We start from the raw sequence: 24,715 nt of genomic DNA, 5'->3' as shown, positions 1-24,715 counted from the left end.
GATGGACGGATTGGCTCAGCCTCTACGAGCGCAGCCGCTTGCCCTCGGGGTCGAATGGCGGATGCGGCAGCAGGATCGCCTCATGCGGCCTTCCCAATATGGCGACCGAGACCTTGTCGCCGGCCCTGGCGGAGCCGGCCTTGACATAGCCGAGCGCCAGCGACTGCTCGACGAAATAACCGTAGGCGCCTGAAGAGACCTGGCCGATCGGCGTGCCATCGGCGAGGAAGATCGGCTCGCCGCCGGTGGCGTCGGCATCCCTGGCGTCGATCGACAGCATGATGAGTTCGTCGCGTGCCGGCTTTTCGGCGATGGCGGCATAGGCGTCGCGGTTGAGGAACGCGCCCTTGTCCATTTTGACAAGGTTGTCGAACTTGACCTCCTGCGGCCAATATTCGGGCGAGTATTCGCGACTCCAACTGCCATAGCCCTTTTCGACGCGCAGCGACATCAGCGCGCGCGACCCGACCGGTCCGGCGCCGACTTCGTTGCCGGCCTTGAGCAGCGCGTCGTAGAGCTCGACCTGGTCGGCGGCCCTGCAATGCAGTTCCCAGCCAAGGTCGCCGGTGAAGGACACTCTGAGCGCCACCACATCGATGCCAGCGACGGTGATCCGGCGCGACTGCATGAAGGGGAATGCCTGGTTCGACAGATCCGCATTGGTCAGGCGCTGCAGCAGGTCGCGCGAACTCGGTCCGGCCACGTTGAAGCCGCAGATGTCCTCAGTGCGCGAGCGGAAGGTCGTGCCCTCGGGCAACGGGACGGCCTTGAAGAACCTCTGGTGGAAGCGCTCGGCCATGCCGGAGCCGATGACCATGAATTCATCGTCGGCGAGCCTGGTCACGGTGAAGTCGCCGGCAATGCCGCCGCGCTTGCCGATCAGCGGCGTAAGGCAGGAACGGCCGATCCTTGTCGGCATGCGGTTGGCGAACAACGCGTTGAGCCAGGCCTCGGAGCCGGGACCCTTGACTTCGTATTTTGCGAAATTGGAGATGTCGATGATGCCGGCGCGTTCGCGCAGCATGCGTGCCTCGCGGCCCACCGGTTCCCACCAGTTCTGACGCGTGAAGCCGATCGTCTCCTCGCGCGGCTCGCCCTCGGCGGCGAACCACAGCGGGTGCTCCCAGCCGAAATTGAGGCCGAAGACGGCGTTCATGGCCTTTTGCCTGTCGTAGGCGGGCCGGGTCCGCACCGGTCGCCCGGCGGCGCGTTCCTCGTTGGGGAAATGGATCTTGAAGCGATGGCTGTACTGGTCCTGGACGCGGGCCTTGGTGAAGGCCTTGCCGGCCCAGTGGCCGAAGCGCGCCATGTCCCAGGCGAACATGTCGAGCGAAGGCTCGCCCTCGATCATCCACTCGGCCGCCAGCTTGCCCATGCCGCCCGACTGCGAGAAACCGGGAATGATGCCGTTGCAGCAGAAATAATTGCTGAGTTCGGGCACCGGTCCGAACAGCACCGCGCTGTCCGGCGACCAGATCATCGGTCCGTTGATCACCTTCTTGACGCCGGCGTTGCCGACGGCCGGGACGCGCGCGATCGCGCGCAGCATGTTCTCCTCGATACGGTCGAGATCGTCGGGAAACAGTTCGTGGCCGAAATCCAGCGGCGTGCCGTCCTCGGCCCAGAACTTCATCTTGCGCTCATAGGCGCCGACGAGCAGGCCGAGGCCCTCCTGGCGCAGATAATACTCGCCGTCGCGATCGGCGACCGAGGGCAAGCGGCGGCCCATGGCGGCGATTTCCGGAATGGTCTCGGTAACGAAATACTGGTGCTCGGTCGGGATCAGCGGCAGTTGCAGGCCAGCCATCGCGGCGACCTCCCTGCCCCACAGGCCGGCGGCGTTGACCACCCATTGCGTGTGGATGTCGCCCTTCGGCGTGCGCACGATCCAGCTGCCGTCGGGTTGCGCCTCGGTGGCGGTGACCGGCGTGAAGCGATGGATCTCGGCGCCGCGCTGGCGCGCGCCGGCGGCGTAGGCAGCGGTGACGCCGGACGGATCGACATTGCCGCCTTCCGGCTCATACATGATGCAGCGTATGCCGTCGAAGTCGACCAGCGGGTGCAGCCGCTCCGCCTCGTCACGGGCGACTTCGTAGAAATTCATCTTGTAGCGCCGCGCCTTGGCTTCCTGGAGCCGCAGCTGATGCTCGCGCGCCTCGGTCTGGGCGAGATAGAGCGAGCCCGGCTGAAAGATGCCGCAGCCCTGGCCGGTCTCGGCCTCCAGCTCCTTGTAGAGCGCCATGGTGTAGTGCTGCAGGCGGCTGATGTTGGTGGAATCATGCAAGCCGTGGATGTTGGCCGCCGCATGCCAGGTGGAACCGGAGGTCAGTTCGCTGCGCTCCAGCAGCACGACATCCGTCCAGCCGAACTTGGCAAGGTGATAGAGGATCGAGCAGCCGATCAGACCGCCGCCGATGACAACGGCTTGTGCATGGGTACGCATGTTTCTTCCCTTTGTTCGGCGACTTTATCCCGCGTTTGATTCAATCGCAGTCGCCCGGCGAGGTCAGGGGCGCAACATGCGCCCCTGAGATATTTGCAATGACCGGCCCGGCTTATGCCTTGTCTAGCCAGACCTTATCGAGCTGCAGTTCGAATGTCTGATGCATGCCGAGGTTCCTCACATAGGTCCCGTGGTGCCGGTAGAGCGAACGCCAGAACGCCTGGACGAGGATACCGGAGTCCTGCAGCATGAGCTCGACGTCCTTCATCAGTTCCTTGCGCTTGTCGACGTCGGCTACGGCGAGCGCCGCGTTGAGCTTCTTGTCGAATTCCGGATTGGCGTAGCCTGACTCGTTCCAGGCCTCACCGCTGCGATAGGCGATCGCCAGCACCTGGACGCCGAGCGGCCGCATGCCCCAGTCGGTGGTCGACCACGGATACTTCGTCCAGTCGTTCCAGAACGACGAGCCCGGAATGATGGTGCGCTTGACCTTGAAACCGGCCTCGCGCATCTGCGCGGCGACGACGTCGGCCGGGTCCTTCACATAGTCCGCATCGTAGGAGATCAGCTCGAACTCGTGATCCGTCTGGCCGGCCTCGGCCATCAGCGCCTTGGCCTTGGCGAGATCGCGCGGCACTTTCGGCAGCGCATAATATTCCGGATGGATCGGGCAGACATGGTGGTTTTCCGCGACCTGTCCAAGGCCGCTGTAGCCGAGCTTCAGCACCGTCTCGTTGTCGACCGCGAGCTGGATGGCGTTGCGCACGCGTTTGTCGTCATACGGCTTGTTGGTCACGTTGGTGCGCAGCACGATGGTGCCGGCGGTGACCACCTGCTCCTTGACCAGGCCCATGCCGTCATAGAGATCGACCGTGCCGCCCACGGTCTGATAGTTGCAGTCGATCTCACCGGCCTCGAAGGCGCTGCCGATGGCGGGGTTGGAGGCGTCCGATCCGTAGTCGGTCCAGTCGACGCCATCGAGATAGGGCTCGCCACCGAACCAGGTGAAGTCCTTGCGCCGCCGCACCGAGGCCGACTCGCCGACCTTGTACGAGATCAGCTCATAGGGACCGGTGCCGGGCGTCTTGAGCATGTCGGCGCCGTTCTTGTCGAAGTCGCGATGGACGATGACCGCCGGATAATCGGAAAAGCCCGGAATGATGGTGACGTCGGACTGATGGCATTTCAGCTTCACCGTGTGGTCGTCGACCTTGGTGATGGCGCCGGCTGCGGCTTTCTTGGTGGCGGGATCGATCAGGGAGCTCATGCGCCCGGCCATCGAATTGCCTTCGGCCGCCTTGTCGCACCAGCGCTCGATGTTATGGACGATGTCGTCGGCGTTGAAGTCGTCGCCGTTCGACCACTTCACGCCCTTGCGCAGATGCAGCGTGTACTCGGTGGCGTCGTCGCTGACTTCCCAGCTCTCGATGAGATGGCCCTCGAAGGTGAAGTCGGTGGTGTAGCGGATCATGTAGTCGTTGCACTGGCGCATGACGTTGGCGATCTCGGACCAATCCCAGGAGCGCGGATCCTTCATGTCCTTGATGATCATCTGCATCTTGAGGATGCCGCCCTTCTTGCCGGGCACGATCGCCGCGGCCTTGGCCGGTTCGATGCCGGCCATCGAATAGGCGAATGCCGTGGAAGCGCCCATCGCGCTTGCCATGGCCAGGAATTCGCGGCGATCCATCCTGCCGCTTTTGACTTCGGCTGCGTAGCTTTCGATGACCGCCGGGACGCGATCACCGTTGCTCTTGAACATTGTCATCGTTGTTCTCCGGTTCAGGGCTTTCCGCCCGTTACATTCCCCCTTGCGATATCCATGTTAGGGGCGATGCAAAAATCCCGGAAGGGCTCAGGCCCTGAAGAACCGCCAAAAACCGGCCCTCAAGACCTAAAAAAACGATGCCATTGGCGTGTCAATTTTTGAGCGCGAGCTTGCCACCCGCTTGCGGATCACTGTCAAGCGCCGTCTTCCCGCGCGCGTGACAGGATCCATTCCCGCACGATGCGAGCGATGTTGCCTTTCGAGAGCTGGCTCTCGGTGAGGTAGTAATTCCAGGGGCTTGGCGGCCGAACCGGAAAGGGTTCGACGAGCAGCCCGCGACGCAGATAGGCGTGGGCAAGCGACCGCTGGGTGGCGACCAGTCCGGCCCCCATGGCAGCGAGTTCGAGCGCGATGTTGGAAGCGTTCGTCGACAGCCCCTTGTCGTGCTCGTCCATGTCGAGGCCAAGCGCCGTCGTGACGACCTGCCAGTATTCCTGACGGCCATGCACGAAGATCCAATCCACCTTGAGAATATCGCGCGGCGTCTTCAGCGCGTGTTCGCCATCCAGCAGTGCCGGAGCGCAGAGCAACAACAGCTCGTCGTTCCAAAGCGGGATGCCCGCGGGCGGGCGGTCGTCGAAACGCCGCGTCGAAATCGTGATGTCGGCGATCTGTTCGCTGATGTCCTCCCAGATCGTGCCGTGCAGCACGATCTCGATCTCGGGATGTTTCTTGCGAAACGCCGCCATGCAGCCGGCCAGCCAGTTCTCCGCCAGGCTCATCGGGCAGGAGACGACCACGGTGCGGTTGCGCGAAGACGTCACGATCGCCTCCGTCGCCTGGTCGATCTGATCGAGGGCCTGGCGCAAGGTCGGCAGGAAGGCCTCGCCCATTTCGGTCAGCTTGAGGCTGCGCGGATAGCGGATGAACAATTGCCGCCCGATGTAATGTTCGAGCGCGCGGACATGCGTGCTGACCGCCGCCTGCGTGTATCCGAGTTCGTTGGCGGCGGCGGTGAAGGAGAGATGCCGGGCCGAACTCTCAAAGGACCTGATATAGTTCAACGGGGGTGGCGGCTTCATCGCTCTCTCCTGCAAGACGCAGGGATAGCTATCGCACGGACCGGCTGGCGTTCAATCGTGACCAATCGCAAGACGTGAATTTTTTTGGCCAATGCCGCCGAACTAATTGCGTGAAAGCACGATGAACCCAAATTAATGATGTCGTGACGCAAAGGGGAGTGATGCTAGTGGCTGTGCCGTCGCATCGGCGTGAAGGGCCTGACGCGAGTACCAGCGTTGCCGTTCGCCTGGCCGATTTCGTGTTGCGGCGGCCGGCGGCCGCATTCCCCGCCTCTGTCCTCGAGCAAGCCCGCTACCTCCTGCTGGACACCATCGGAATTGCCATTGCCGCCGGTCCGATGGAAGCGGGCCGGATTGCCCGCGACGCCGCCACGCTTCTCTACGGCTCGACCGACCCGCGGCATTCGGCACGCATGCTTTTCGATGGCCGCCGTGCCAGCATCGCTGGAGCCGCTTATGCGGCCGCGACACAGATCGACAATCTCGACGGCCATGACGGATACAGCCCGACCAAGGGTCATATCGGCGTCGCCGTCGTGCCGGCGCTGGCAGCGCTTGCCGAGGCACGCCCTGACCTTGGCGGGCCGGAAGCACTGGCGGCCCTGGTCGTCGGCTACGAAATTGCCGGCCGGGCGGGCATCGCACTGCACGCGACCGTGTCGGACTACCATACATCGGGCGCCTGGAATGCGCTGGGCGTGGTTGCGGTGGCGGCAAGGTTGCGACGGCTTCGCGACGATCAGCTGCGCCAGGCGCTTGGCATTGCCGAATATCACGGCCCACGCAGCCAGATGATGCGCGAGATCGCGAACCCGACGATGCTGCATGACGGCTCGGGCATCGGCACACTGATCGGCCTGTCCGCGGCCGTGCTCGCCGAACGCGGCTTTACCGGCGCGCCGGCGATCACGGTCGAGCAGCCCGAGGTCGCGCCACATTGGCAGGATCTCGGCGCCTTCTGGCAGGTGCTGCACCAGTATGTGAAGCCATACCCGATCTGCCGCTGGGCGCATGCGGCGATCGACGCGACGCGCGCGCTCTGCCATGCGCATCATCTCGCGCCCGCCGATATCAGCCACGTTGAGGTGAACAGCTTCCACTACGCCGCAACGCTGTTCGACGGCATGCCGGACACGACCTCGAAGGCGCAGTACAGCCTGCGCTTCGCCGTCGCGACCTTTATCGTCCATGGCCGCATCGGACTGGAGCACATTTCCGGCGGCGGGCTGGAGGATGCTGCCGTGGCGGACATGCTGAGCCGCATCACGGTCGTGGAATCGAAGCGCCACAGTGCCCGCTTTCCGGCAGGCCGCTGGGCCGACGTGGCGATCACGACATCAGATGGGCGGATCCTCGCTTCGGGCGACGTCCATGCGCGCGGCGGACCGGAGGCGCCGCTCACGCAAGCTGAAATCGAGGCCAAGTACATGGAATTCGCCGCGCCGGTGCTCGGACAAGGTCGCGCCGAGGCGATCCGCGATGCGGTGCTGTCGCTCAGCGACCGCGACAGCCTTTTCAGCGACCTCTCGGCATTGCTCTACGATCCTCCGGTGATCACCAGGATGCTGCAACGGCCAGCGTGGTAGCGGCCGGACGGCAGTAACGACGGTCACACACGGCACCGAACCACATCACGCACAGAGGACACGCATGACCCGCCCGCAAGGAACCATCGCACCGATCCTGACGCCGTTCGCGGACGATGGCGGCATCGCTCGCGATCTCTTTGTGTCCCATGCCAAATGGGTGCTGGACCAAGGCGCGCATTTCCTGTCCCCGTTCGGCACCACCGGCGAGGCGCTGTCGCTCTCGCTCGGTGAGCGCGTGCAGGCGCTGGAGTGGCTGATCGAAGCCGGCATTTCACCAGGCTGGCTGATGCCCGGCACCGGCGTCACCGCGCTTCCGGAAACCGTCGAACTGTCGGCGCACGCGGTCGGGCTCGGCTGCGCCGGCGTGATGGTGCTGCCGTCGTTCTTCTACACCGCCGCCGGCGATGACGGGCAGGCACGCTACTACAGCGAACTGATCGAGCGGGTCGCGAACCCGGCAATGAAGATGATCCTCTATCATATTCCGCAGAATTCCGGCGTGCCGGTGAGCCCGGCCTTGACCGCCCGGCTGAGCGCGGCGTTTCCCGACACCGTCGTTGCCTACAAGGATAGCGCCGGCGACTGGAACAACACGGCGGCGGTGATTGCCGCGGCGCCCAAGGTTGCGGTGTTCCCCAGCTCTGAAGCGCAACTGACCAAGGGCCTGGCCAACGGCGCGGCAGGCTGCATTTCGGCCACCGTCAACCTCAACGCCGCGGCCATCCGCTCGCTTTACGATCGTACGGTGGCCGGAGAGGACGTTACCGAAGCGGATGCGGCGATCAAGGCGTTCCGCAAGATCATCCAGGATGCCGGCCTGATCCCGGCAATGAAGGCCGTGCTGGCGGTGCGCTCCGGCGACCGGCGCTGGCTGAACCTGCGTGCGCCGCACGAAAATGCGACGCTGGAGAACGGGCAAGCGCTGCTTGCCGCGCTGGGCAGTGCCGCCGATCATGTCGGCCACGGCTGAGGCCCGCGCCATGTCGGCCCGCCCAACCGTCATTCTGCACACCGACAAGCCGGCTGGCGCGTTGGCCGTGCTCGCGGAGACGCATCCGGGCCTCCCGGTCCACCCCTGCGATAGCTACGCTGCGCTTCCCGAGCTGATCGAGCGCGTGGTGGCGGAAGTGGTCTATTCCATCCGCTTCGATGGCACGCCGCGCTATCCGCGCCAGGCCCTCGTCGAAAGCCCGACCGTGAAATGGGTGTCCATCGGCGGCTCCGGCACGGATCATCTGGGACGCTGGGATCCGACGCGCGTTACGGTGACCAATTCCGCAGGCGTCGCCGCCGGCATGCTGGCGGAATATGCGCTCGGCGCCATGCTATCCTTTTCGCTCGACTTGCGCGGCTTCGAACGCCGCCAGCAGGCGCGGCAGTGGGGCGGCGGCCGCGTCGAACCGATCGAGGGCAAGACCGTGTTGATCATCGGCCTTGGCAAGACCGGCGAGGCCGTCGCCAGACGGGCGCAGGCGATGGGTATGCGCACGCTGGGTATCCGCGCGCGCCCCAAGCCAACGCCGTGCCTGGACGAGGTTCATGGTGTTGACGCGCTGCTCTCCCTCATCGGCCACGCCGATTTCATCGTCTGCTGCGTGCCTTTGCTGCCGACCACGCACGGCCTGCTCGGCAAAGCGGCCTTTGCCGCGATGAAGCCTTCGGCCGTGCTCATCGACATTTCGCGCGGCGGCGTCGTCGAGGAAGCAGCACTTCTGGCCGCGCTCGATGCCAAACAGATCAAGGGCGCGGCGCTGGATGTCTTTGCGACCGAGCCGCTGCCCGCCGAGCACCCGCTTTGGAGTTACGACAACGTCGCCATCACGCCGCATTGCGCGGCGGTCTATGACGGCTGGGACATCAAGTCGGTGCGCATGTTCACCAACAATCTGGCGCGCTACCGCCGCGGCGAGCCGTTGGAGAATGTGGTCAGTCCGGACCGCGGCTATTGAAGGCCGGGAAGGAATAAATCCGATGTCACAGGACAGACGCGGCGGCGGCCGCAGGTCGAGGCTGGAACGCAGTGGTGGCGGCATCGCGCAGTTGCCGTGGCAGAGCGTCAAGAATCCCTATCCGCCCATGCAGCTTCTCGACGAAGAGCGGATGCAGCAACTGCACGACACCTCGATGCGCATCCTGTCCGAACTCGGCATCCGCGTCATGAGCGAGCGGGTGATGGACCTGTTCGCTTCCGCCGGCGCCATTGTCGACCGCGAAGAGAAGACCATCCGCATCGACGAGAGCCTGGTGAACGAAGCGCTGCGGGCGGTGCCATCCTCCTTCACGCTGACCAGCCGCAATCCGGAAAAACAAGTCCATCTCGGCGGCAATTCGCTGGTCTTCGGCCTGGTCGCGGGTCCGCCCAATGTGCACGACCGCATCAACGGCCGCCGCCAGGGCAATCTCGCCGACTACCAGAACTTCATCAAGCTGGCGCACCACTTCAACGCCATCCACATCATCGGCAACCAGGTGGTGGCGCCGATGGAGCTGCCGGCCAATGCGCGCCATCTCGACACTTACCACGCCAATCTGACGCTAAGCGATCTCTCCTTCCATTGCACCGCCATCGGCCGCGCCCGGGCCATGGACGGCATCAATATGATGGCGATCGCGCGCGGCATCTCCGTCGAGGAGATGCGCGCCTCGCCCGGCGTGACCACGATCATCTCGATCAACTCGCCGCGCCTGTTCGACGACGCCATGGCCGAGGGCCTGATCGCGATGGCCGAACATGGCCAGCCGGTGACCGTCACGCCCTTCACCCTGATGGGCGCGATGACGCCGGTGACGCTGGCCGCCGCCCTTTGCCAGCAGAACGCGGAGGCGCTGTTCGGCGTGGTGCTGACCCAGCTCGTCAACCCCGGCACGCCGGTGATGTATGGCGCCTTCACCTCCAATGTCGACATGAAGTCGGGCGCTCCGGCCTTCGGCACGCCGGAGAATGCCAAGGCCAACATCATCGCCGGGCAATTGGCGCGGCGTTATCATCTGCCCTACCGCACTTCCAATGCCAACGCCTCCAACGTCGTCGACCTGCAGGCAGCCTACGAGACGGAAATGGCGACCTGGGGCGCAGTGCTCGGCGGCGCCAATCTGATCTACCACGCTGCCGGCTGGCTTGAGGGCGGTCTGACCGCGTCCTACGAAAAGCTCGTGCTCGACGTCGAGATCCTGCAGAACATGATGGAGTTCCTGCGGCCGCTGCCGTTCCAGGAAGACGATCTCGGCTTCGAGGCCATCAAGTCGGTACCGGCCGGCGGCCATTTCTTCGGCGCCGAGCACACCATGTCGCGCTACACCACCGCGTTCTACCAGCCGATGCTCTCCAACTGGCAGAACCATGGCGCCTGGGAGGAAGCCGGCGGCAAGGATGCGCTGGAGCGGGCGACGGAGCTCTGGCAGCAGGCGCTGCACGACTACGAAGAACCGGTGATCGACCCAGCGATCCGCGAAGAGCTCGACGCCTATATCGCGCGCCGCCGCGAGGAGATCCTCGCCAACCCGGAAGGTTAGGAAATCCGCCTGATGACATACGATCTCGTCATCCGTCACGCGACGCTGGTCGCCGGCGACGGCTCGAAACCTTTCGAGGCCGACATCGCCGTCTCCGGCGACAGGATCGCCGCCATCGGTCGGCTGGACGACGCGACTGGCATCGAGGAGATCGATGCCAGAGGCAAGGCGGTCGCACCCGGCTTCATCGACGTGCACACCCATGACGATGGCGCACTGCTGGCGCCGCGCGGAATGGATCCGAAGATCAGCCAGGGCGTGACGACGGTGATCGCCGGCAATTGCGGCGTCAGCCTGGCGCCGCTGCTTCTCAACAAGACACCGCCGCCGCCCTTCACGCTGGTCGGCGGCCGCGAGAATTTCCGCTTCGACCGTTTTGCCGACTATGTCGTCGAGCTCAAGCGGCGCGGCATCGCCACCAACGCGGCCTTGTTGGTCGGCCACACCACCTTGCGCCAGCGCTGCATGGCGGTGACCGACAGACCGGCCAACGAAGTAGAAACGGCAGCGATGCAGGAGGCGGTCGCCGAGGCGATGGCTGAAGGCGCCTTCGGCCTCAGCACCGGGCTCGACTATCCACCGGCCGTGAAGTCCTCGACCGAAGAGGTCAAGGCGCTGGCCGCGACAGCGGCAGGTCTTGGCGGACCCTATGTCACCCACACACGCAACTATTTCGAGACGATGGACGAGGCGATCGAGGAAGCGATCGACATTGCAGATCATGCCGGCGGTAAGCTGTTCATATCGCATCACCAGTGCACCGGCCGCGCCAATTTCGGCAAGAGCCGTCCGTCACTGGAAAGGATCGACCGGGCGCGCGAAACGATGGACATCGGCATGGATGTCTATCCCTATGCCGCGAGTTCGACGGTGCTGCGGCTGGAGCGCTGCGACACGGGCCTGAAAATCCTCGTGACATGGTCCGATCCGCATCCGGAGATGGCAAGGCGCGAGATCGCCGACATCGCGCGCGAATGGAACTGCAGCGAGCGCGAGGCCGGCGAGCGCCTGCTGCCGGCAGGTGCTGTCTATTTCCAGCTCGACGAAACGGACGTGCGCAACATCATCGCCCATCCGCGCACCATGATCGGCTCGGATGGCCTGCCGCATGACATCCATCCGCACCCGCGTCTATGGGGCACGTTTCCGCGTGTGCTCGGCCATTATGCCAGGGATGTCGGCCTGTTCAGCCTGGAGGAGGCCGTGTTCCGCATGACCGGCCTGCCCGCACGGGAATTCGGCATCGCGCAACGCGGGCTGCTGGCCGAAGGTAATTTCGCCGACCTCGTGATCTTCGATCCGGACACGATCATCGACACTGCCACCTTCGAGGAACCGCGCCGGCCTGCTACTGGCATCGAGCATGTCTTCGTAAACGGCGTATCCGCCTGGCGTGGCGGCAGGGCAACCGGAGCGCTGCCGGGCGCTGTTCTCAAGCCCTCGGCTTCAAAGGTCGTCAGAGGCGCATGCGGCTGCGGCGCCGATCACAGAGCCTCGTAAATCCGGTCGACGGTTTCCAGCGTGTAGACAAATTCCACCGGCCGCGTGCAGCGCCAGCCGTCGAAGGGCTGGCCGGCGAGCGCCTTCAGCGCCTCGGGCAGGCGCAGTATACCGCCGCCGTAGAGCCGGTTGGCCATATCGAGCATGCCGGTGCGGTGCATGGCTTCGCTCATGCTGCCGCAGGCGTCCTTGACCAGCCAGACCCTGAACCCCTGATAGACCGCGTCGAACACGCTCTCGGTCACGCAGCTGTCGGTGAGCACGCCGGTCACCACCAGGTTCTCGACCTTGAGGTCGGCAAGCCGTTTTGAAAGGTCGGTGCGGTGAAAGGCGCTCGGCCAGTGCTTGTGGATGACGATGTCGCCGGGCAGCGCCGCCACCTCGGTGCAGATCGCAGCACCTTCGCTGCCCGCGACGGCGGAGCGGAATTCCTCGGTCAGGATTTCCTCCTGCCGCGCATAGCCGTCGCGTTCCTCCGGTTTCACCCAGGCCTGCGCATGGATGACCGGCACGCCCGCCGCCCGGGCGGCTTCGATCAACGCGGCGGTGTTGGCGAGCACCGCGTCATAGCCCATGACCGGCCAAGCGGCACCGGGGCGGTATTCGTTCTGCAGGTCGATGACGAGCAACGCGGTCGCGGCAAGGTTCATGGCTGTCCCAGGGGATTGTCGAAGTCGGTGACGAAGCGAAGAAGCAGACGGATCGCCTGATCGAGATCGGCGATCTCCATCGCTTCATCCGGGTTGTGACTGCCGTTCTCGTTGCGCACGAAGATCATGGCGGTCGCAATGTCGGAGCCGGCAAAGGTGGCCGCATCATGCCCCGCCCCGCTCGGCACATGCGGCGCGGGCATTTGCAGCTCGGCGGCAGCGCGGTCCAGCCTCGCGATCAGCGCCGGCGACATGGTCGCCGGCTCCCAGGTGAAGCGCGGTCCGGCCTCAAAGCTGACGCCGCGCTTGGCGCCGACTTCGGCGAAAAGCGCATGAAGGCGAGCCTCGATCCGTTCCAGGACAGCGGCCTCGGCGCTGCGCACATCGAGCGTGAAGCGAAGTTCGCCCAGGACGCGGCTGCCGCCGTGCTGGCTCGGATCGGATTCCACCCGGCCGAAGGTGATGGTGGCCTCATGCCCTTCACGCTCGAGCGCGTCCCATTCCACTTCAAGGCCGGCGACCAGATCGGCAAAGCCGAGCACGCTGTCATGGCGGGCAAAGCGCGGCTCGGCACCGGAATGCGCGTAGGCGCCAAGGCATTTCGCATCGACATAGCGGAAGCCGCCGGCGATACCGGTGACGATACCGACCGGCGCAGCGGATGCGATAAGGCGCGGTCCCTGCTCGATATGCACTTCGACGAAAGCCGCGATCCGGCCGGCATCGATGCCCGGCACACCGCGCCGCACGGCATCAGGGTCGAAGCCTTCCTCATGCATGTGATCCGCAAGCGTGCGTCCGCTGTCGGACCGCTTCGCTTCGAGCGCCGCCGGCTCCAGCAGGCCAAGTGCTGCCTGGCTGCCGGGATAGGACAGCGGAAACCAGACAGCCTCTTCGGCGCGGGTCGCCAGCACGATCAGGTCGCGCGGCAATTGAATGCCTTGCCCGACCAGTTCGGCCATCACCGCCAGCCCGGCCACGACACCCGCGGCGCCGTCGAAATTGCCGCCATGCGGCACGCTGTCGAGATGCGAACCGATGACAATCGCCGGCAAATCCGGATTACGGCCCTTCAGCGTCAAATAGAGATTGCCGGCCACATCGAAACGCGCCGTGGCGCCGAGCTTCTCCGCTTCGTCGCGCATGAGATCGTGGGCGAAGCGCTCGCCGGGCCCGTAGGCGACGCGCGTGATCCCCGGTGTATCGGTGGTGGCGTGCGCAAGCCTCTCCAGCAGATGCCCGGCCAGCCTGCCGCCGGCTGTGAGTGCGGCATCGCTCATGAAGCAACCTGCCTGGCTTTAGGCTCGACGCCGCGCAGTCGGTGCGGCGTGAGATCGTCCATCGACACGCCCTGCCTTGCGACATCGTCCGGAAAACCCTTGCCCGCGATCAGGCTGGCGCAGACGCGCGACAGCGCCGGCGAGGTTTTGATGCCGTAGCCACCCTGCCCGACCAGCCAGATGAAATCCGGGACCTCGTCATCCGGTCCGACCACCGGCGACCCATCCGCGACGAAGGTCCGCAAGCCCGCCCATGAGCGCGACACCCGCTGCACTTCGATCGTAGTCGCCCGTTCGAGACGCTCGGCACCGATCGCGACATCGATATCCTCGGCATAGGCATCCATCGGCGCGGACGGCGTTGCATCGGCGGGCGAGACGAACAGCTGCCCGGCATCCGGCTTGAAATAGAATTCGGCGCCGATATCGTTGACCAGAGGCCAGTCTGAAATGTCGACACCGGCGGGCGCTGGAATGTTGAAAGCGGTGCGGCGCTTCGGCTGCAGGCCGATTGGGCGGACCCCAGCCATGACGGCGATCTGATCGCCCCAGGCACCGGCGGCATTGACCAGCATTGGCGCAAGGAATGTTCCTGCTGGGGTTTCGGCCCGCCATTGACCGCCTTGCCGTCCGATGGCCTTGACGCCGGCATTGGTGACGATGCGCGCGCCACACGCGCGGGCGCCGCGCAGATAGCCTTGATGCAGGCCGTTCACATCGATGTCCATCGAATGCGGTTCGATATAGGCGCCGGCGAGATAATCCGCGCGCAGCACCGGTACGCGCGCAATCGCCTCGGCCGGTGTCATCGCGACGATCGAGGGGACCAAGGCCTGCGCGGCCTCCAGATCCTCCCGCAGGAGTTCGAGCTGGTCGGCGCGTGCCACGGTGATCATGCCGCGTTTGCTAAGCAGCGGGTAATCGCAGAAGCCGCTAGGCGGCTCGGTCAGGAAAGCCCGGCTCGCCAGCACGATGCGACGAATGATGCCGTTGCCGTAATTTTCGGTAAAGCTCGCCGCGGAGCGACCGGTGGTGTGGTAGCCGCAATGGCTTTCCCGCTCGAGCACGACCACCTTGGAAGTGCGGGACATCTCGAAGGCGGCACCGGCGCCGGCAATGCCGCCGCCAATGATGATGATTTCGGTTTGCTCGGCGGCACTCATATCAGCCCATCCTTCAACATGACTGCACGACCTTGCTTTTGCGCGGCACGGCAGGCGGCTCACCCAGGCGGCGCGGTGAGCGCGGTCGCGAGCGCCGCGACCCTCGGCCAGATTCTCCGCCAGCGAATTCTGCACAGCGCAATCTTCAAGTGCAAGGTCGGTGACAAAAGGCACGGGCTTGCCGGCGATCGCCATGCCTTTCAGCCGTGCCCAGACGGCGCGCCGCTTGCGCAGCTGGTGCGACTGCAACTCACTGATTTCGGCAAAGCCGGTCTCGCGCTTGATCTCCAGCACGCCGGCTTCGACAGCCGCGTCGAATAGCTCCAGCCCGCGCTTTGTTCGCACGATGATGCCGTTGAGCGCCTCGTCCTCGACCGCCGGCCCGCCGTTCAACCAGGCGTCATGAACCGCGATATCCGCCACCTGGCCGATCGCGTCGGGACAGATCTTGCAGCGCGGCTGGATCATCCATTTGTCCTCATCCTCCCACAGCTGCCGATAGGTGAGTTCGAAGGCGCGGCCGTCGCTGGTTTCGATCCGGTTGAGGCCGGGATTGCCGTAACCGCGATAGCGGAACAGCGCCAGCTCGTCCTCGGCGAGGCCGAAACGCTGCAGCACCTGTTCCGATTTCGACAGGTCGGAGGCGCCGCCGCAGACGAAGGCCAAGGCATAGCGCATATACCGGTCGACGCGGGGATCGAGCCGCGCCAGGTTGCGCACGGCGGTGATGTCGCAAGGCTTGGCGATCAGCGCGAAGGGCTCGCCGCGATCGAGGATTTCGCCGAAATCCACCAGGGTCGTCGCCGGGCCATAGCGCGAGCCGGCGCCCTCAAGCATCGACGCGGCATCGAAGCTCAGCCGTCGTTCGCTGCGCATCGGCTGGGATTGTGATGCCGCGACATGCAGCACGAATTTGACGCGCCCGGAGCTCAGCAGGAACTGGCCGAGCGCCGTCAGCACCCCGCCGCCTGAACCGATAAACCGTACCGTGGGATCTCCCGCGCGGCCGAGCACAAGCCGTTCGGCAGGCCCCCAGACGGTGTCGGTCAACGTGGCATTGCTTGCCTGCGCCGGCGGTGGACCGGCGATCCGGGTCCCCGGGCAGACGGCGTTGATCCGCATCAGCGTCGGCCTGTCCAAGGCCTGCCTCGCCACCGGCCGCTCGCGCCCCTCCGGCGTCATCACCATTTCGATGGCATCGGGTGTGGCGATCGAACGGCAGAGGCCGCAGCCGATGCAGAGCCCGTTCTCGACGATCTCGCTCAACGACAAGAGATCGGCCGGAGGCGCCACTGTGCCCTGTATTCGATTGGCTTCGATGACGCTCATCTCGTTGCGATCTCAGACCGGTTCCGAAATGCGCCGGTACTGGTCGGGGCGGCGATAGAGCGCGAAGTTGAAATTCACCTTCCGGCAGGTCTCGATCAGGTCGAGATCGGCGCGATGGACGATGACCTCGTCGCCGAGCGACATCGCCTGCGCGGCGATCTCGCCGGTCGGCGCGATGATGCAGGAGCCGCCGATCAGCGCCTGGCCGTCCTCGAGCCCGGCCTTGGCGGCGGCCGCCACCCACAGCGTGTTCTGGTAGGCGCCGGCCTGCATCGGCAGATGGTTGTGGAACATTCTGAGATGCGCCAGCGCTGGCGCCTCATCGAGCAGCAGCGGCGTGTTGTAGCCAAGCAGCACCACCTCTGCGCCGTTGAGGCAGAGCATGCGATAGGTCTCCGGCCAGCGGCGGTCATTGCAGATCGCCATGCCGAGGCGCACACCGCGATAATCGAAGACCGGGAAGCCGAGATTGCCCGGCTCGAAATAACGGCGTTCGAGATGCGTGGTGGTGCCTTCCTCCGGCTCGCTCGACCCTGGCACATGCATCTTGCGGTAACGCCCGATGAAGCGCCCGTCCGGGCCGACAAGGTCCATAGTGTTGAAATGGCGTGTGCGGCCGTCTTCCCTGGCGATCTCGCAATAACCTAGCGCGAAGCCGACCTTGAGGCGCGCGGCGGCGGCGTAGAGCCGCTGCGTTTCGGGGCCAGGCATCGACTGTTCGAAGAAGGCGTCGATCTCCGCCTGATCGTCGATACGCCAGCGTGGGAAGAAGGTGGTGAGCGCCATCTCGGGGAACGCCACAATTTCCGCACCTGCGGCAGCGGACTGCTCCAGCAAGTGGACGAGGCGCTCGACTGTTTCGGCACGCGAGGCGCTGCGCTGGATGGGTCCGGTCTGGGCGACCGCTATGGTCAGGCATCGAGCCATGGCGTCGTCTCCTCGACTGGTTTTCCCGAGCGGGCCGGATCACCGGCGGTACGCACCACGAATTGTCCGAACCCCGGCGGCACCTGCAGCTTGCCGTCTGCGACCACCGGCACGCCGCGCACCAGCACGGTGGTCGGCTTGCCGGTCACGCGCCTGCCCTCGTAGGGTGTGAAGTCGACACGCGAATGCAAGGCGGCATGGCCGAGCGTCCAGGTCACTGTCGGATCCCACAGTGCCAGGTCAGCATCGAGCCCGACCGCTATCCGCCCCTTGGCGTGGGCCAGACCATAGATCGCGGCGGCATTGCGCGAGGTGAGATCGAGATAGCGCTCGAGCGTCAGCCGGCCGGTGAGCACCCCTTCCGAGAACAGCAGCGGCAAACGGGTCTCGATGCCGGGAATGCCGCTCAGCGTGGTGGTGAAGCCAGGTGTCTGCGATCGCGCGATCTTGTCAGCGAAGAAATAGGGCGAATGGTCTGAGGACCACAGATCGATGCCGCCATCGATCAGCGCCTGCCACAAATGCTCATGGCTGCGCGGCGAACGCGGCGGCGGCGAAAACACGAAACGCGCCGCATCGATGGCCTGCCGATCAAGGTCGGCAGCGCCGATGAACAGATATTGCGGGCAGGTCTCGGCTATTGCGTCGACGCCGCGCCCGCGCGCCCGCGCCACCTCCTCGACCGACTGCAAGGAGGAGACGTGGACGATGGTCATGCGCGCGCCGGTCATTTCGGCGAAGGCCAGCGCACGATGTGTGGCCTCGCGCTCCATGGTCTCGCTATGGGCAACGACATGGTAGCGGATATCGGTGCGGCCGAGATCGATCAGGCGCTGGCGGGTGCGCCGGATCGCGGCGTCGTTCTCGGCATGGACCATGACGATCCAGCCAAGGGTGCGGGCGGTATCGAGCACCTTCAAGAAGAGATCATCGTCGACGGCAAAACCCTGATAGGTCATGAATAGCTTGACCGAGGCGATGCCGCGGCCGGCGAGCAGCGAAAGCTGTTGCTCGACATCGGAGCCGGTGCCCATGGTCACCACCGCGTGCAGCCCGTAGTCGATCACCGCGCGCCCTGTGGCGCGATCGAGCGCTCGATCAATGGCGCCGATCGTCGTCATGTCCGGACCCGGCATGCCGAACGGGACGATGCATGTCGTGCCGCCGAAGGCCGCCGAAATGGTGCCGGATTCGAAATCGTCGGCATTACCGGCCCCGCCCCAGACCGGCTGGTCGAGATGGCAATGGGCGTCGATGCCGCCGGGCATGACCCAGCGACCGCCGGCGCCGATCACGGCTTTACCGGTCAGGCCGGTCCCGATGGCGGCAATCCGGCCCTCATCGACGGCGATGTCGCATTCGGCCCAACCATCGTCGAGCGCAACCCGTCCACCTTTGATCACCAGCTCATGCATTCGGTTTGCCCACCCCAATCGGCGTCAGCCGACCGCCGCCGTGACCATGATCTCGACGCGATACTGGTCGCCGGCAAGACGCGCCTCCACCGTTGCGCGCACCGGCATGGCGCTGCGGTCGATCCAGGCATCCCAGGCCGCATTCATCATGTCGAAGTCGGCGATGTCGCGCAGCCAGATCTGGGCGCTCAAAAGCTTCGACTTGTCGCTGCCGGCCTTGGCCAGAAGGGCATCGATCTTGGCGAAGATCTGCTTCGTCTGCGCGGTGGTGTCGCCGGAAAGATCGTCCGCCGTCAGGCCGGAGACATAGACGGTGCCGTTGTAGCGCAGCACCCGGCAGAAGCGTTGGCCATTCTCAAGACGTTCGATCGTCATCTCCTGGTCTCCTCTCGATGTTCTGCAGGCGACCTATCGTAGGGAGCGTGCAAAAGGACTGTAAAGCCTGTCGCACGGCGCAACGCCGTTTTCCGCCACCGGGATGGCCAAAAAAATGACGCCATAGCCGTGTCAATCTTCGCTTGTGGCATGCATGACGAGGTGTAGCTTCTGTCTGGGAGAGCAGCAGCCGGTCAGCGTGGCTGCCAAGGGGAGCCGTCGCCATGCATGAGAGTCCAGCGTCGGTCATTGATCCTGTTTGTGATCGCCGGCGTCTGTTCTAGCCGGCTGACAGCGGCATTCATGGGATCGATCGCTCAATCCGCGATGCGCTTGTGGCGGAACGCCGAGCGTTCCCGCGCCATGTTGCCGATCATGGCAAGCGTCTGTCTCGCCTGCATCGGCAGCGCCATGCTGACGACAGCGGTGTCGTTCCACCTCGGCAAACCTGGCGTCAACCCCAACGTCGTGCAGATCGTGCTGACCGCCTATCCGGTCGGCTTCCTGATCGGCTGTCTGATGACACGTCCATTGGTCGCCCGCTATGGCCATGAGCGGACCTTCCTGCTGATCCTGACGACAGCGCTGCTGTCGGCCCTGGGCTTCGTCTTCACCGACTTCATACCGGCCTGGTTCTGCTTCCGGCTGCTCGGCGGCATGTCGATGGCCTCGATGTTCGTCGTCTGCGAGAGCTGGATCAATCTCTATGCCGAACAGCACAATCGCGGCGCGATGTTCTCGATCTACATGCTGACGACGGCGATCGCCGTGCTGCTCGGCCAGATCCTGGTGGCGCTGGTCGGCCCGCAATCTCCGCATCTGTTCTTGGTCGCGGCGGCGACGGTGCTTCTGGCGTTCGCGCCAAAGTTCGCTGGGTCGCGCTGGCCGGCGCTGCCTTCGGTGCCGACCGATCCGGCACCGGCGCCCGGAGCGAAGGCAGACAGGCGGCTCGGACCGCTGGCGCTTTTCAGGCTGGCTCCCGTGACGGTCGTCGCCATTTTCCAGGCCGGCATCACCAACATGAACATCTTCGTGCTGACGCCTCTTTACGGGACGCAGATCGGACTGTCGGCGGCGGCCACGGTCTGGCTGGTGACCACGATCAGCATCGCCGGCATGCTCGCGCAGACCCCGGTCGGCTGGCTGTCGGACCGGTTCGACCGCCGCCTGATGCTGCTGGCGCAAGGGCTGGTGTCGGTGACGGCCTGCGCCGCGATCGCATGGGTCGGCACCCTGTCGGTCCCGCTGCTGTTCGTGCTGTTCTTCCTCTACGGTGCCACGGCGCTGACGATCTATCCGGTGGCGATGGCCTTCGGTGCATCGCAGCTTCACAGCCGGCACATGGTCGCTGCCTCCGGCACGCTGCTTCTGCTCTATTCGATCGGCAATGTGGCGACGCCGGGCGTCGCCGCGGGGTTGATGGCGCATCTTGGGCCTCCCGCAATGTTCCTGCTGCTCGGCGGCGGCGCCGCCCTGGTCACGCTCGCGGCCTGCTACAATCTTCTGCGCCGGCCGGTCACAGCGCCGGTCATGCAAAGCGTCGAGGAACGGGGTTGAGGTCGCCGCGATGAACCGACTGCAAGGAAGCGTTGTCCTGATCGCGGGCGCCGCAAGCGGCATTGGCGCCGCCATTGCCCAACGCTGCGTTGCGGAAGGCGCCAGCGTGGTCTGCGCTGACCATGATCTCGCGGCGGCGACACAGCTTGCCGATACACTTGGTCCTTCTGCTGCCGCCTGCCAATGTGACGTGACCGAGATTGGCTCCGCCCGGGACGCCGTCGAATTCGCGAGACAAAAATTCGGCCGGCTGGACGGACTGGTGTACAACGCCGCCGCACCATCGACGAATGCTACCGTCGTCGATCTCGACGAACAATCCTGGCGCCGCGAGCTCGACGTCGGCCTGACTGGTGCGTTCCTGATGAGCAAATACGCGGTGCCGTTGATCGCGGCGGGTGGCGGCGGTTCGGTGGTGTTCATCGGCTCGCAGTTCGGACGCGTCGCGACCACCAGGGCCGTTGCCTATTGTGCCGCCAAGGCGGGGCTGATCCATCTCGCCAAGGCGATGGCGGTCGACCATGCGCCGGACAAGGTGCGCGTCAACAGCCTGTCGCCGGGCGCGGTGGCGACGACGCGCCTGCTGCGCAGGTTTCCAGACTTCGAGGCCGCCAATGCAGGTCTTGGACCCGCGCATCTGCTCGGCCGCATCGCGGAGCCGGAGGAGATCGCCGCTGCGGCGGCTTTCCTTTTGTCATCGGACGCATCCTTTGTCACCGGATCCGACATGCTCGTGGACGGCGGCTATGCGACGCGCTGACCCTCTTCGTTCAACTTCAAAGGAGTTCGCATGACGCTGCTCGTCACCGGTGGCACCGGCTTCGTCATGAGCGTGGTCGCACGCGCATGGCTCGACCGCGACCCGCAAGCCCGCGCCGTGATCCTCGACCGGTCCAGCCTCGACGCGGCGGCCGAAAAGCATTTCGCCCCGGTGCGCGACCGGCTCACAGTAATCGCCGCCGATGTCCTCGACCCGAAGGCCTGGTCCGCGACGCTCGACGAGCAAGGCATCACGGTAATCGTGCATGGCGCGACGATCACGCCGATCTCGCGCGGCAGCGCGTCGGAGGCAAAACGCCAGCCAGAGGCCGAGGACCCGGCCCGCATCGTCGACGTCAATCTCATGGGCACCGTGCGGATGCTGGACTGGGCACGTACGAGGCCGGAGGTGAAGCGCTTCGTCTATGTCAGCTCCGGCTCCGTCTACCGCCACAACGGGCCTGACTGGGGCGGCGAGCCGCTGCCGGAAGACGGCTATGTCGCGCCGTTGACGCTTTACGGCATCTCGAAATTCGCCTCCGAGATGGTCACCAACCGCTATGCCGACCTATTCGGCCTGTCGGCGGTCTCGGTGCGGCTTGCTTCCGTCTACGGCCCGATGGACCGCGCCACCGAGAGCCGCAACTTTCGCCATGTTCCCAACCGCGTCGCGCATATGGCTTTGGCCGGCGAGACGATCAGGCCGAACAGCCTGGAGCCGGTCGGCGACTACACCGTCTCGACCGACGTTGCCGCCGCGATCCTCGCGCTGATCGATGCGCCGCGCCTCAATTACCGCCACTACAATATCGGCTCCGGCTCCAGCCAGACCATCGGCGAGATCATTGACTGGGCAAAGGAGCGCGTGCCCGGACTGAAAGTCGAGGTGACATCGGGAGAAGACGCCAACATCGTCCAGGATGTGAGGCTGAAAGGCGGCATGTGGGGCGCCTATGACATCGCCCGCATCCTCCGCGACACCACATGGCGGCCGCGTCCCGGCAAGGAAGCCTTCCACACCTACATGGACTGGATAGAAGCCAACGAAACGAGCTGAGAGGAATTTGCCATGACGCAGAGCGCTGCCTCGCAACCGCCCCAGCCGCGCGACTTCGTCGGCTATGGTCCGCATCCACCCTTCGTCACTTGGCCCGGCGGCGTCAAGCTCGCCATCAACCTCGTGCTCAACTACGAGGAGGGTTCGGAATATTCCTGGCTGGAAGACGGCCGCAACGACAATTGGGGCGAATACAATCTTGCCTCCAGTCCGCCGGTGCGCGACCTCGGCACCGAAACGCATTTCGAATATGGCAGCCGTGCCGGTGTCTGGCGGTTGGCACGGCTGTTCGACCGCTACGACATCCCGATCACCATCTCCGCTTGCGCGGTGGCGCTGGAGCGCAACCCGCCCTTCATCGAATGGATGAAGACGCGACGGCACGATCTGCTCGGCCACGGCCTGCGCTGGATCGACTACACGACCATGGAGCGCAGCGAGGAAGAGCGCCATCTGCATGAAGCGATCGCGCTTTACGAGAAACTGCTGGGCAGGCGGCCCCTCGGCTGGAACTGCCGTTCGCTGCCCAGCGTCAACACGCGCGATCTGCTCGTCGAGGAAGGCGGCTTCCTCTACCACTCCGATCCCTGCAACGACGACCTGCCCTATTTCCTCGACCATCGGGGCACGGAAATCCTGGTCGTGCCCTATTCCAAGACGCTCAATGACAGCCGTTATCTGGTGGCGCCCGGTTACAGCAATCCGCGCGATTTCGCCGAGGATTGCCGCTCGGCGATCGACTACATGCTCGACGAGGCGGACGGGACAGGCGGCCGCATGCTAACGATCGGCATCCATGCACGCTGGATGGGCCAGCCCAACCGGGCGTCCGGCCTGCGCGAGGTGATCGAGCATGTGAAGCAAAACCCGGCGGCCGCCTTTATGCGGCGCGAAGACATTGCTCGGTTCTGGCTGGACAATCATGCCGGCTTCGAGCGGCGCGGCTGACAAAAGCAACGAGAACGGCGACATGTTCGAAACGCTGATCCGGGGAGCCACCGTCGTCAACGCCGATGGGTTCGAGCGGCGCGATGTGGGCATCACCGACGGCCGTATCGCGGCAATGATCGCGCCCGGCGAGACGGCTTCGGCGAGGACCGTTTTCGATGCGGCCGGTGCCTATCTGCTGCCCGGGCTGGTCGACGCGCATGCACATCTGCGAGAGCCCGGCCTGACGCACAAGGAGGACTTTTCCTCCGGCACGCATGCCGCGGCCCTTGGCGGCGTGACGACGGTGCTCGACATGCCGACCGACGAGCCGTGGACGGCCACGGCCGAACGGCTTGCCGACAAGATGGCGATGACCGACGGCTGCATCCATGTCGATGTCGGCTTCCAGGCCGTGGTCAGCAGCGACCTGTCGCACGTCTCAGGCCTGCTCGATCTCGCGCCGGTCTCGTTCGAGCTGTTCACCGCCGATGTGCCCGATGACTTCCTCTTCGCGACACTCGACGCCGTGGCCGAGGCGTTGAAGGCTTTCGCCGGCAGCGACACTTTGATCGGCATCTCGCCCGGCGATCAATCGATCCTGACCGGCAGCACAATGCGCGATCGCTCCGGCACCATCGCCGCCTTTCAGGCCAGCCGGCCGCCGCTGGCGGAGGCCAACGGCATTGCCCGAGCGCTTGCCGCCGCCGCCTCGGCCGAGACCAGAATTCATGTCCGCCAGATCAATTCCGAACTCGGCGTCGAGACGTGGAGCCGGCTTCGCGGCATGGCCGACGCCAGCGTCGAAACCACACCGCAGAACCTGTTCTTCACTGCCGCCGACTATGAGACGCAAGGCGCCAATCTCAAGGCCTCACCACCGTTGCGCTCGCCGCATGATGTGGATGCGCTGCGTGCCGCGCTGAGCACGGGACTGATCGACATCGTCGCCACCGACCACGCGCCGCACGCACTTGCCGAGAAGGCGGCGCCCTACGCGGCTTTCGCTGACATTCCGGGCGGCATGCCGGGGTTGCAAACGTTGCTGCAATCGATGTTGAAGCTGGTCGACGAGGGTCTGATCAAATTGCCCGATCTGGTGCGCCTGTGCGCCCGCAATCCGGCCGAGCGCTTCGGGCTTGGCCGGCGCAAGGGGAAGATCGCCACCGGCTACGATGCCGACATCCTCATCCTCGATCCGCGCCAGTCCAGCATGATCGCCAATGCCGATCAGGTGTCGCGAGCGGGCTATACGCCCTTCGACGGCTGGACGGTCCAGGCGCGGCTGACAGGTGTCTTCCTGCGCGGCCGCGAGATCGTGCGCGAGGGAAAGCTGATCGGCCCGAACGTCGGAACCATCGTCACCCGGGAAAGCTAAGAA

Annotated in this window: 19 protein-coding genes; 10 read left to right on the top strand and 9 right to left on the bottom strand. The window is 65.1% G+C overall.

Annotated elements, in window-relative coordinates; genetic code table 11:
• Positions 1-22: 22 nt before the first annotated feature.
• The 3 genes from HB778_RS20555 to HB778_RS20545 form a co-directional block, all read right to left on the bottom strand.
• On the bottom strand, positions 23-2,443 hold the full coding sequence (locus HB778_RS20555; RefSeq protein ID WP_183456476.1) for a GcvT family protein: 2,421 nt from the start codon (positions 2,441-2,443) through the stop codon (positions 23-25).
• 112 nt (positions 2,444-2,555) lie between these two features.
• Entirely contained in the window at positions 2,556-4,211 is a 1,656-nt protein-coding gene (locus HB778_RS20550) for an ABC transporter substrate-binding protein (RefSeq protein ID WP_183456474.1), read from the bottom strand.
• 194 nt (positions 4,212-4,405) lie between these two features.
• On the bottom strand, positions 4,406-5,293 hold the full coding sequence (locus HB778_RS20545) for a LysR substrate-binding domain-containing protein (protein WP_095198109.1): 888 nt from the start codon (positions 5,291-5,293) through the stop codon (positions 4,406-4,408).
• Between the two features lie 167 nt (positions 5,294-5,460).
• Here HB778_RS20545 and HB778_RS20540 point away from each other — a divergent pair, with 167 nt between their 5' ends.
• The 5 genes from HB778_RS20540 to HB778_RS20520 all read left to right on the top strand — a co-directional run bounded on the left by HB778_RS20540 (position 5,461) and on the right by HB778_RS20520 (position 11,895).
• Positions 5,461-6,879, top strand: a complete 1,419-nt coding sequence (locus HB778_RS20540; RefSeq protein ID WP_244661541.1) for an MmgE/PrpD family protein — start codon at positions 5,461-5,463, stop codon at positions 6,877-6,879.
• Between the two features lie 64 nt (positions 6,880-6,943).
• Positions 6,944-7,852, top strand: coding sequence for a dihydrodipicolinate synthase family protein (locus HB778_RS20535; protein ID WP_183456472.1), 909 nt, complete (start codon positions 6,944-6,946; stop codon positions 7,850-7,852).
• On the top strand, positions 7,809-8,831 hold the full coding sequence (locus HB778_RS20530; RefSeq protein ID WP_244661540.1) for a D-2-hydroxyacid dehydrogenase: 1,023 nt from the start codon (positions 7,809-7,811) through the stop codon (positions 8,829-8,831). The genes HB778_RS20535 and HB778_RS20530 overlap by 44 nt, the downstream gene beginning before the upstream one ends.
• A 22-nt stretch (positions 8,832-8,853) precedes the next feature.
• Positions 8,854-10,395 carry a trimethylamine methyltransferase family protein gene (locus HB778_RS20525; protein ID WP_183456470.1) on the top strand — a complete coding sequence of 514 codons (1,542 nt, stop codon included), beginning with the start codon at positions 8,854-8,856 and terminating at the stop codon, positions 10,393-10,395.
• Between the two features lie 12 nt (positions 10,396-10,407).
• A complete protein-coding gene (locus HB778_RS20520; RefSeq protein WP_183456468.1) occupies positions 10,408-11,895 on the top strand; it encodes an N-acyl-D-amino-acid deacylase family protein in 1,488 nt (495 codons plus the stop codon).
• On the opposite strand, the gene HB778_RS20515 is transcribed toward HB778_RS20520, so the two are convergent.
• The 6 genes from HB778_RS20515 to HB778_RS20485 are packed head-to-tail and all read right to left on the bottom strand — an operon-like array spanning position 11,880 to position 19,034.
• Positions 11,880-12,545, bottom strand: a complete 666-nt coding sequence (locus HB778_RS20515; RefSeq protein WP_183456466.1) for a cysteine hydrolase family protein — start codon at positions 12,543-12,545, stop codon at positions 11,880-11,882. The genes HB778_RS20520 and HB778_RS20515 overlap by 16 nt on opposite strands.
• A complete protein-coding gene (locus HB778_RS20510) occupies positions 12,542-13,825 on the bottom strand; it encodes a Zn-dependent hydrolase (protein WP_183456464.1) in 1,284 nt (427 codons plus the stop codon). Before HB778_RS20510 ends, HB778_RS20515 begins: the two co-directional genes overlap by 4 nt.
• Complete coding sequence (locus HB778_RS41540; RefSeq protein ID WP_244661539.1) at positions 13,822-16,317, bottom strand: FAD-dependent oxidoreductase; 2,496 nt, start codon at positions 16,315-16,317, stop codon at positions 13,822-13,824. Before HB778_RS41540 ends, HB778_RS20510 begins: the two co-directional genes overlap by 4 nt.
• 12 nt (positions 16,318-16,329) lie before the next feature.
• The gene (locus tag HB778_RS20495; RefSeq protein ID WP_183456460.1) at positions 16,330-17,244 is read right to left on the bottom strand and encodes a nitrilase-related carbon-nitrogen hydrolase; all 915 of its coding nucleotides are present in this window, start codon (positions 17,242-17,244) and stop codon (positions 16,330-16,332) included.
• Positions 17,229-18,659 carry a dihydropyrimidinase gene (hydA, locus tag HB778_RS20490; RefSeq protein WP_183456458.1) on the bottom strand — a complete coding sequence of 477 codons (1,431 nt, stop codon included), beginning with the start codon at positions 18,657-18,659 and terminating at the stop codon, positions 17,229-17,231. The genes HB778_RS20495 and hydA overlap by 16 nt, the downstream gene beginning before the upstream one ends.
• Positions 18,660-18,683: 24 nt before the next feature.
• Positions 18,684-19,034 carry a RidA family protein gene (locus HB778_RS20485; protein ID WP_115139774.1) on the bottom strand — a complete coding sequence of 117 codons (351 nt, stop codon included), beginning with the start codon at positions 19,032-19,034 and terminating at the stop codon, positions 18,684-18,686.
• A gap of 228 nt (positions 19,035-19,262) precedes the next feature.
• Here HB778_RS20485 and HB778_RS20480 point away from each other — a divergent pair, with 228 nt between their 5' ends.
• The 5 genes from HB778_RS20480 to HB778_RS20460 are packed head-to-tail and all read left to right on the top strand — an operon-like array spanning position 19,263 to position 24,712.
• On the top strand, positions 19,263-20,591 hold the full coding sequence (locus HB778_RS20480) for an MFS transporter (protein ID WP_348524625.1): 1,329 nt from the start codon (positions 19,263-19,265) through the stop codon (positions 20,589-20,591).
• 10 nt (positions 20,592-20,601) lie between these two features.
• Positions 20,602-21,351, top strand: a complete 750-nt coding sequence (locus HB778_RS20475; protein WP_183456456.1) for an SDR family NAD(P)-dependent oxidoreductase — start codon at positions 20,602-20,604, stop codon at positions 21,349-21,351.
• A gap of 30 nt (positions 21,352-21,381) precedes the next feature.
• Positions 21,382-22,407: an NAD-dependent epimerase/dehydratase family protein gene (locus HB778_RS20470; protein WP_183456454.1), complete on the top strand. Its 1,026-nt coding sequence runs from the start codon at positions 21,382-21,384 to the stop codon at positions 22,405-22,407.
• Between the two features lie 12 nt (positions 22,408-22,419).
• Positions 22,420-23,355, top strand: coding sequence for an allantoinase PuuE (locus HB778_RS20465; protein ID WP_183456452.1), 936 nt, complete (start codon positions 22,420-22,422; stop codon positions 23,353-23,355).
• The gene (locus HB778_RS20460) at positions 23,330-24,712 is read left to right on the top strand and encodes a dihydroorotase (protein WP_244661538.1); all 1,383 of its coding nucleotides are present in this window, start codon (positions 23,330-23,332) and stop codon (positions 24,710-24,712) included. The genes HB778_RS20465 and HB778_RS20460 overlap by 26 nt, the downstream gene beginning before the upstream one ends.
• The last annotated feature ends 3 nt before the right edge of the window (positions 24,713-24,715 follow it).

The sequence above is a fragment of the Mesorhizobium huakuii genome (assembly GCF_014189455.1).
In the GTDB taxonomy this organism is placed as follows: domain Bacteria; phylum Pseudomonadota; class Alphaproteobacteria; order Rhizobiales; family Rhizobiaceae; genus Mesorhizobium; species Mesorhizobium huakuii_A.
The sequence above is the reverse complement of the archived record's forward strand: the minus strand, read 5'-3'. Positions and strand labels throughout refer to the sequence as shown.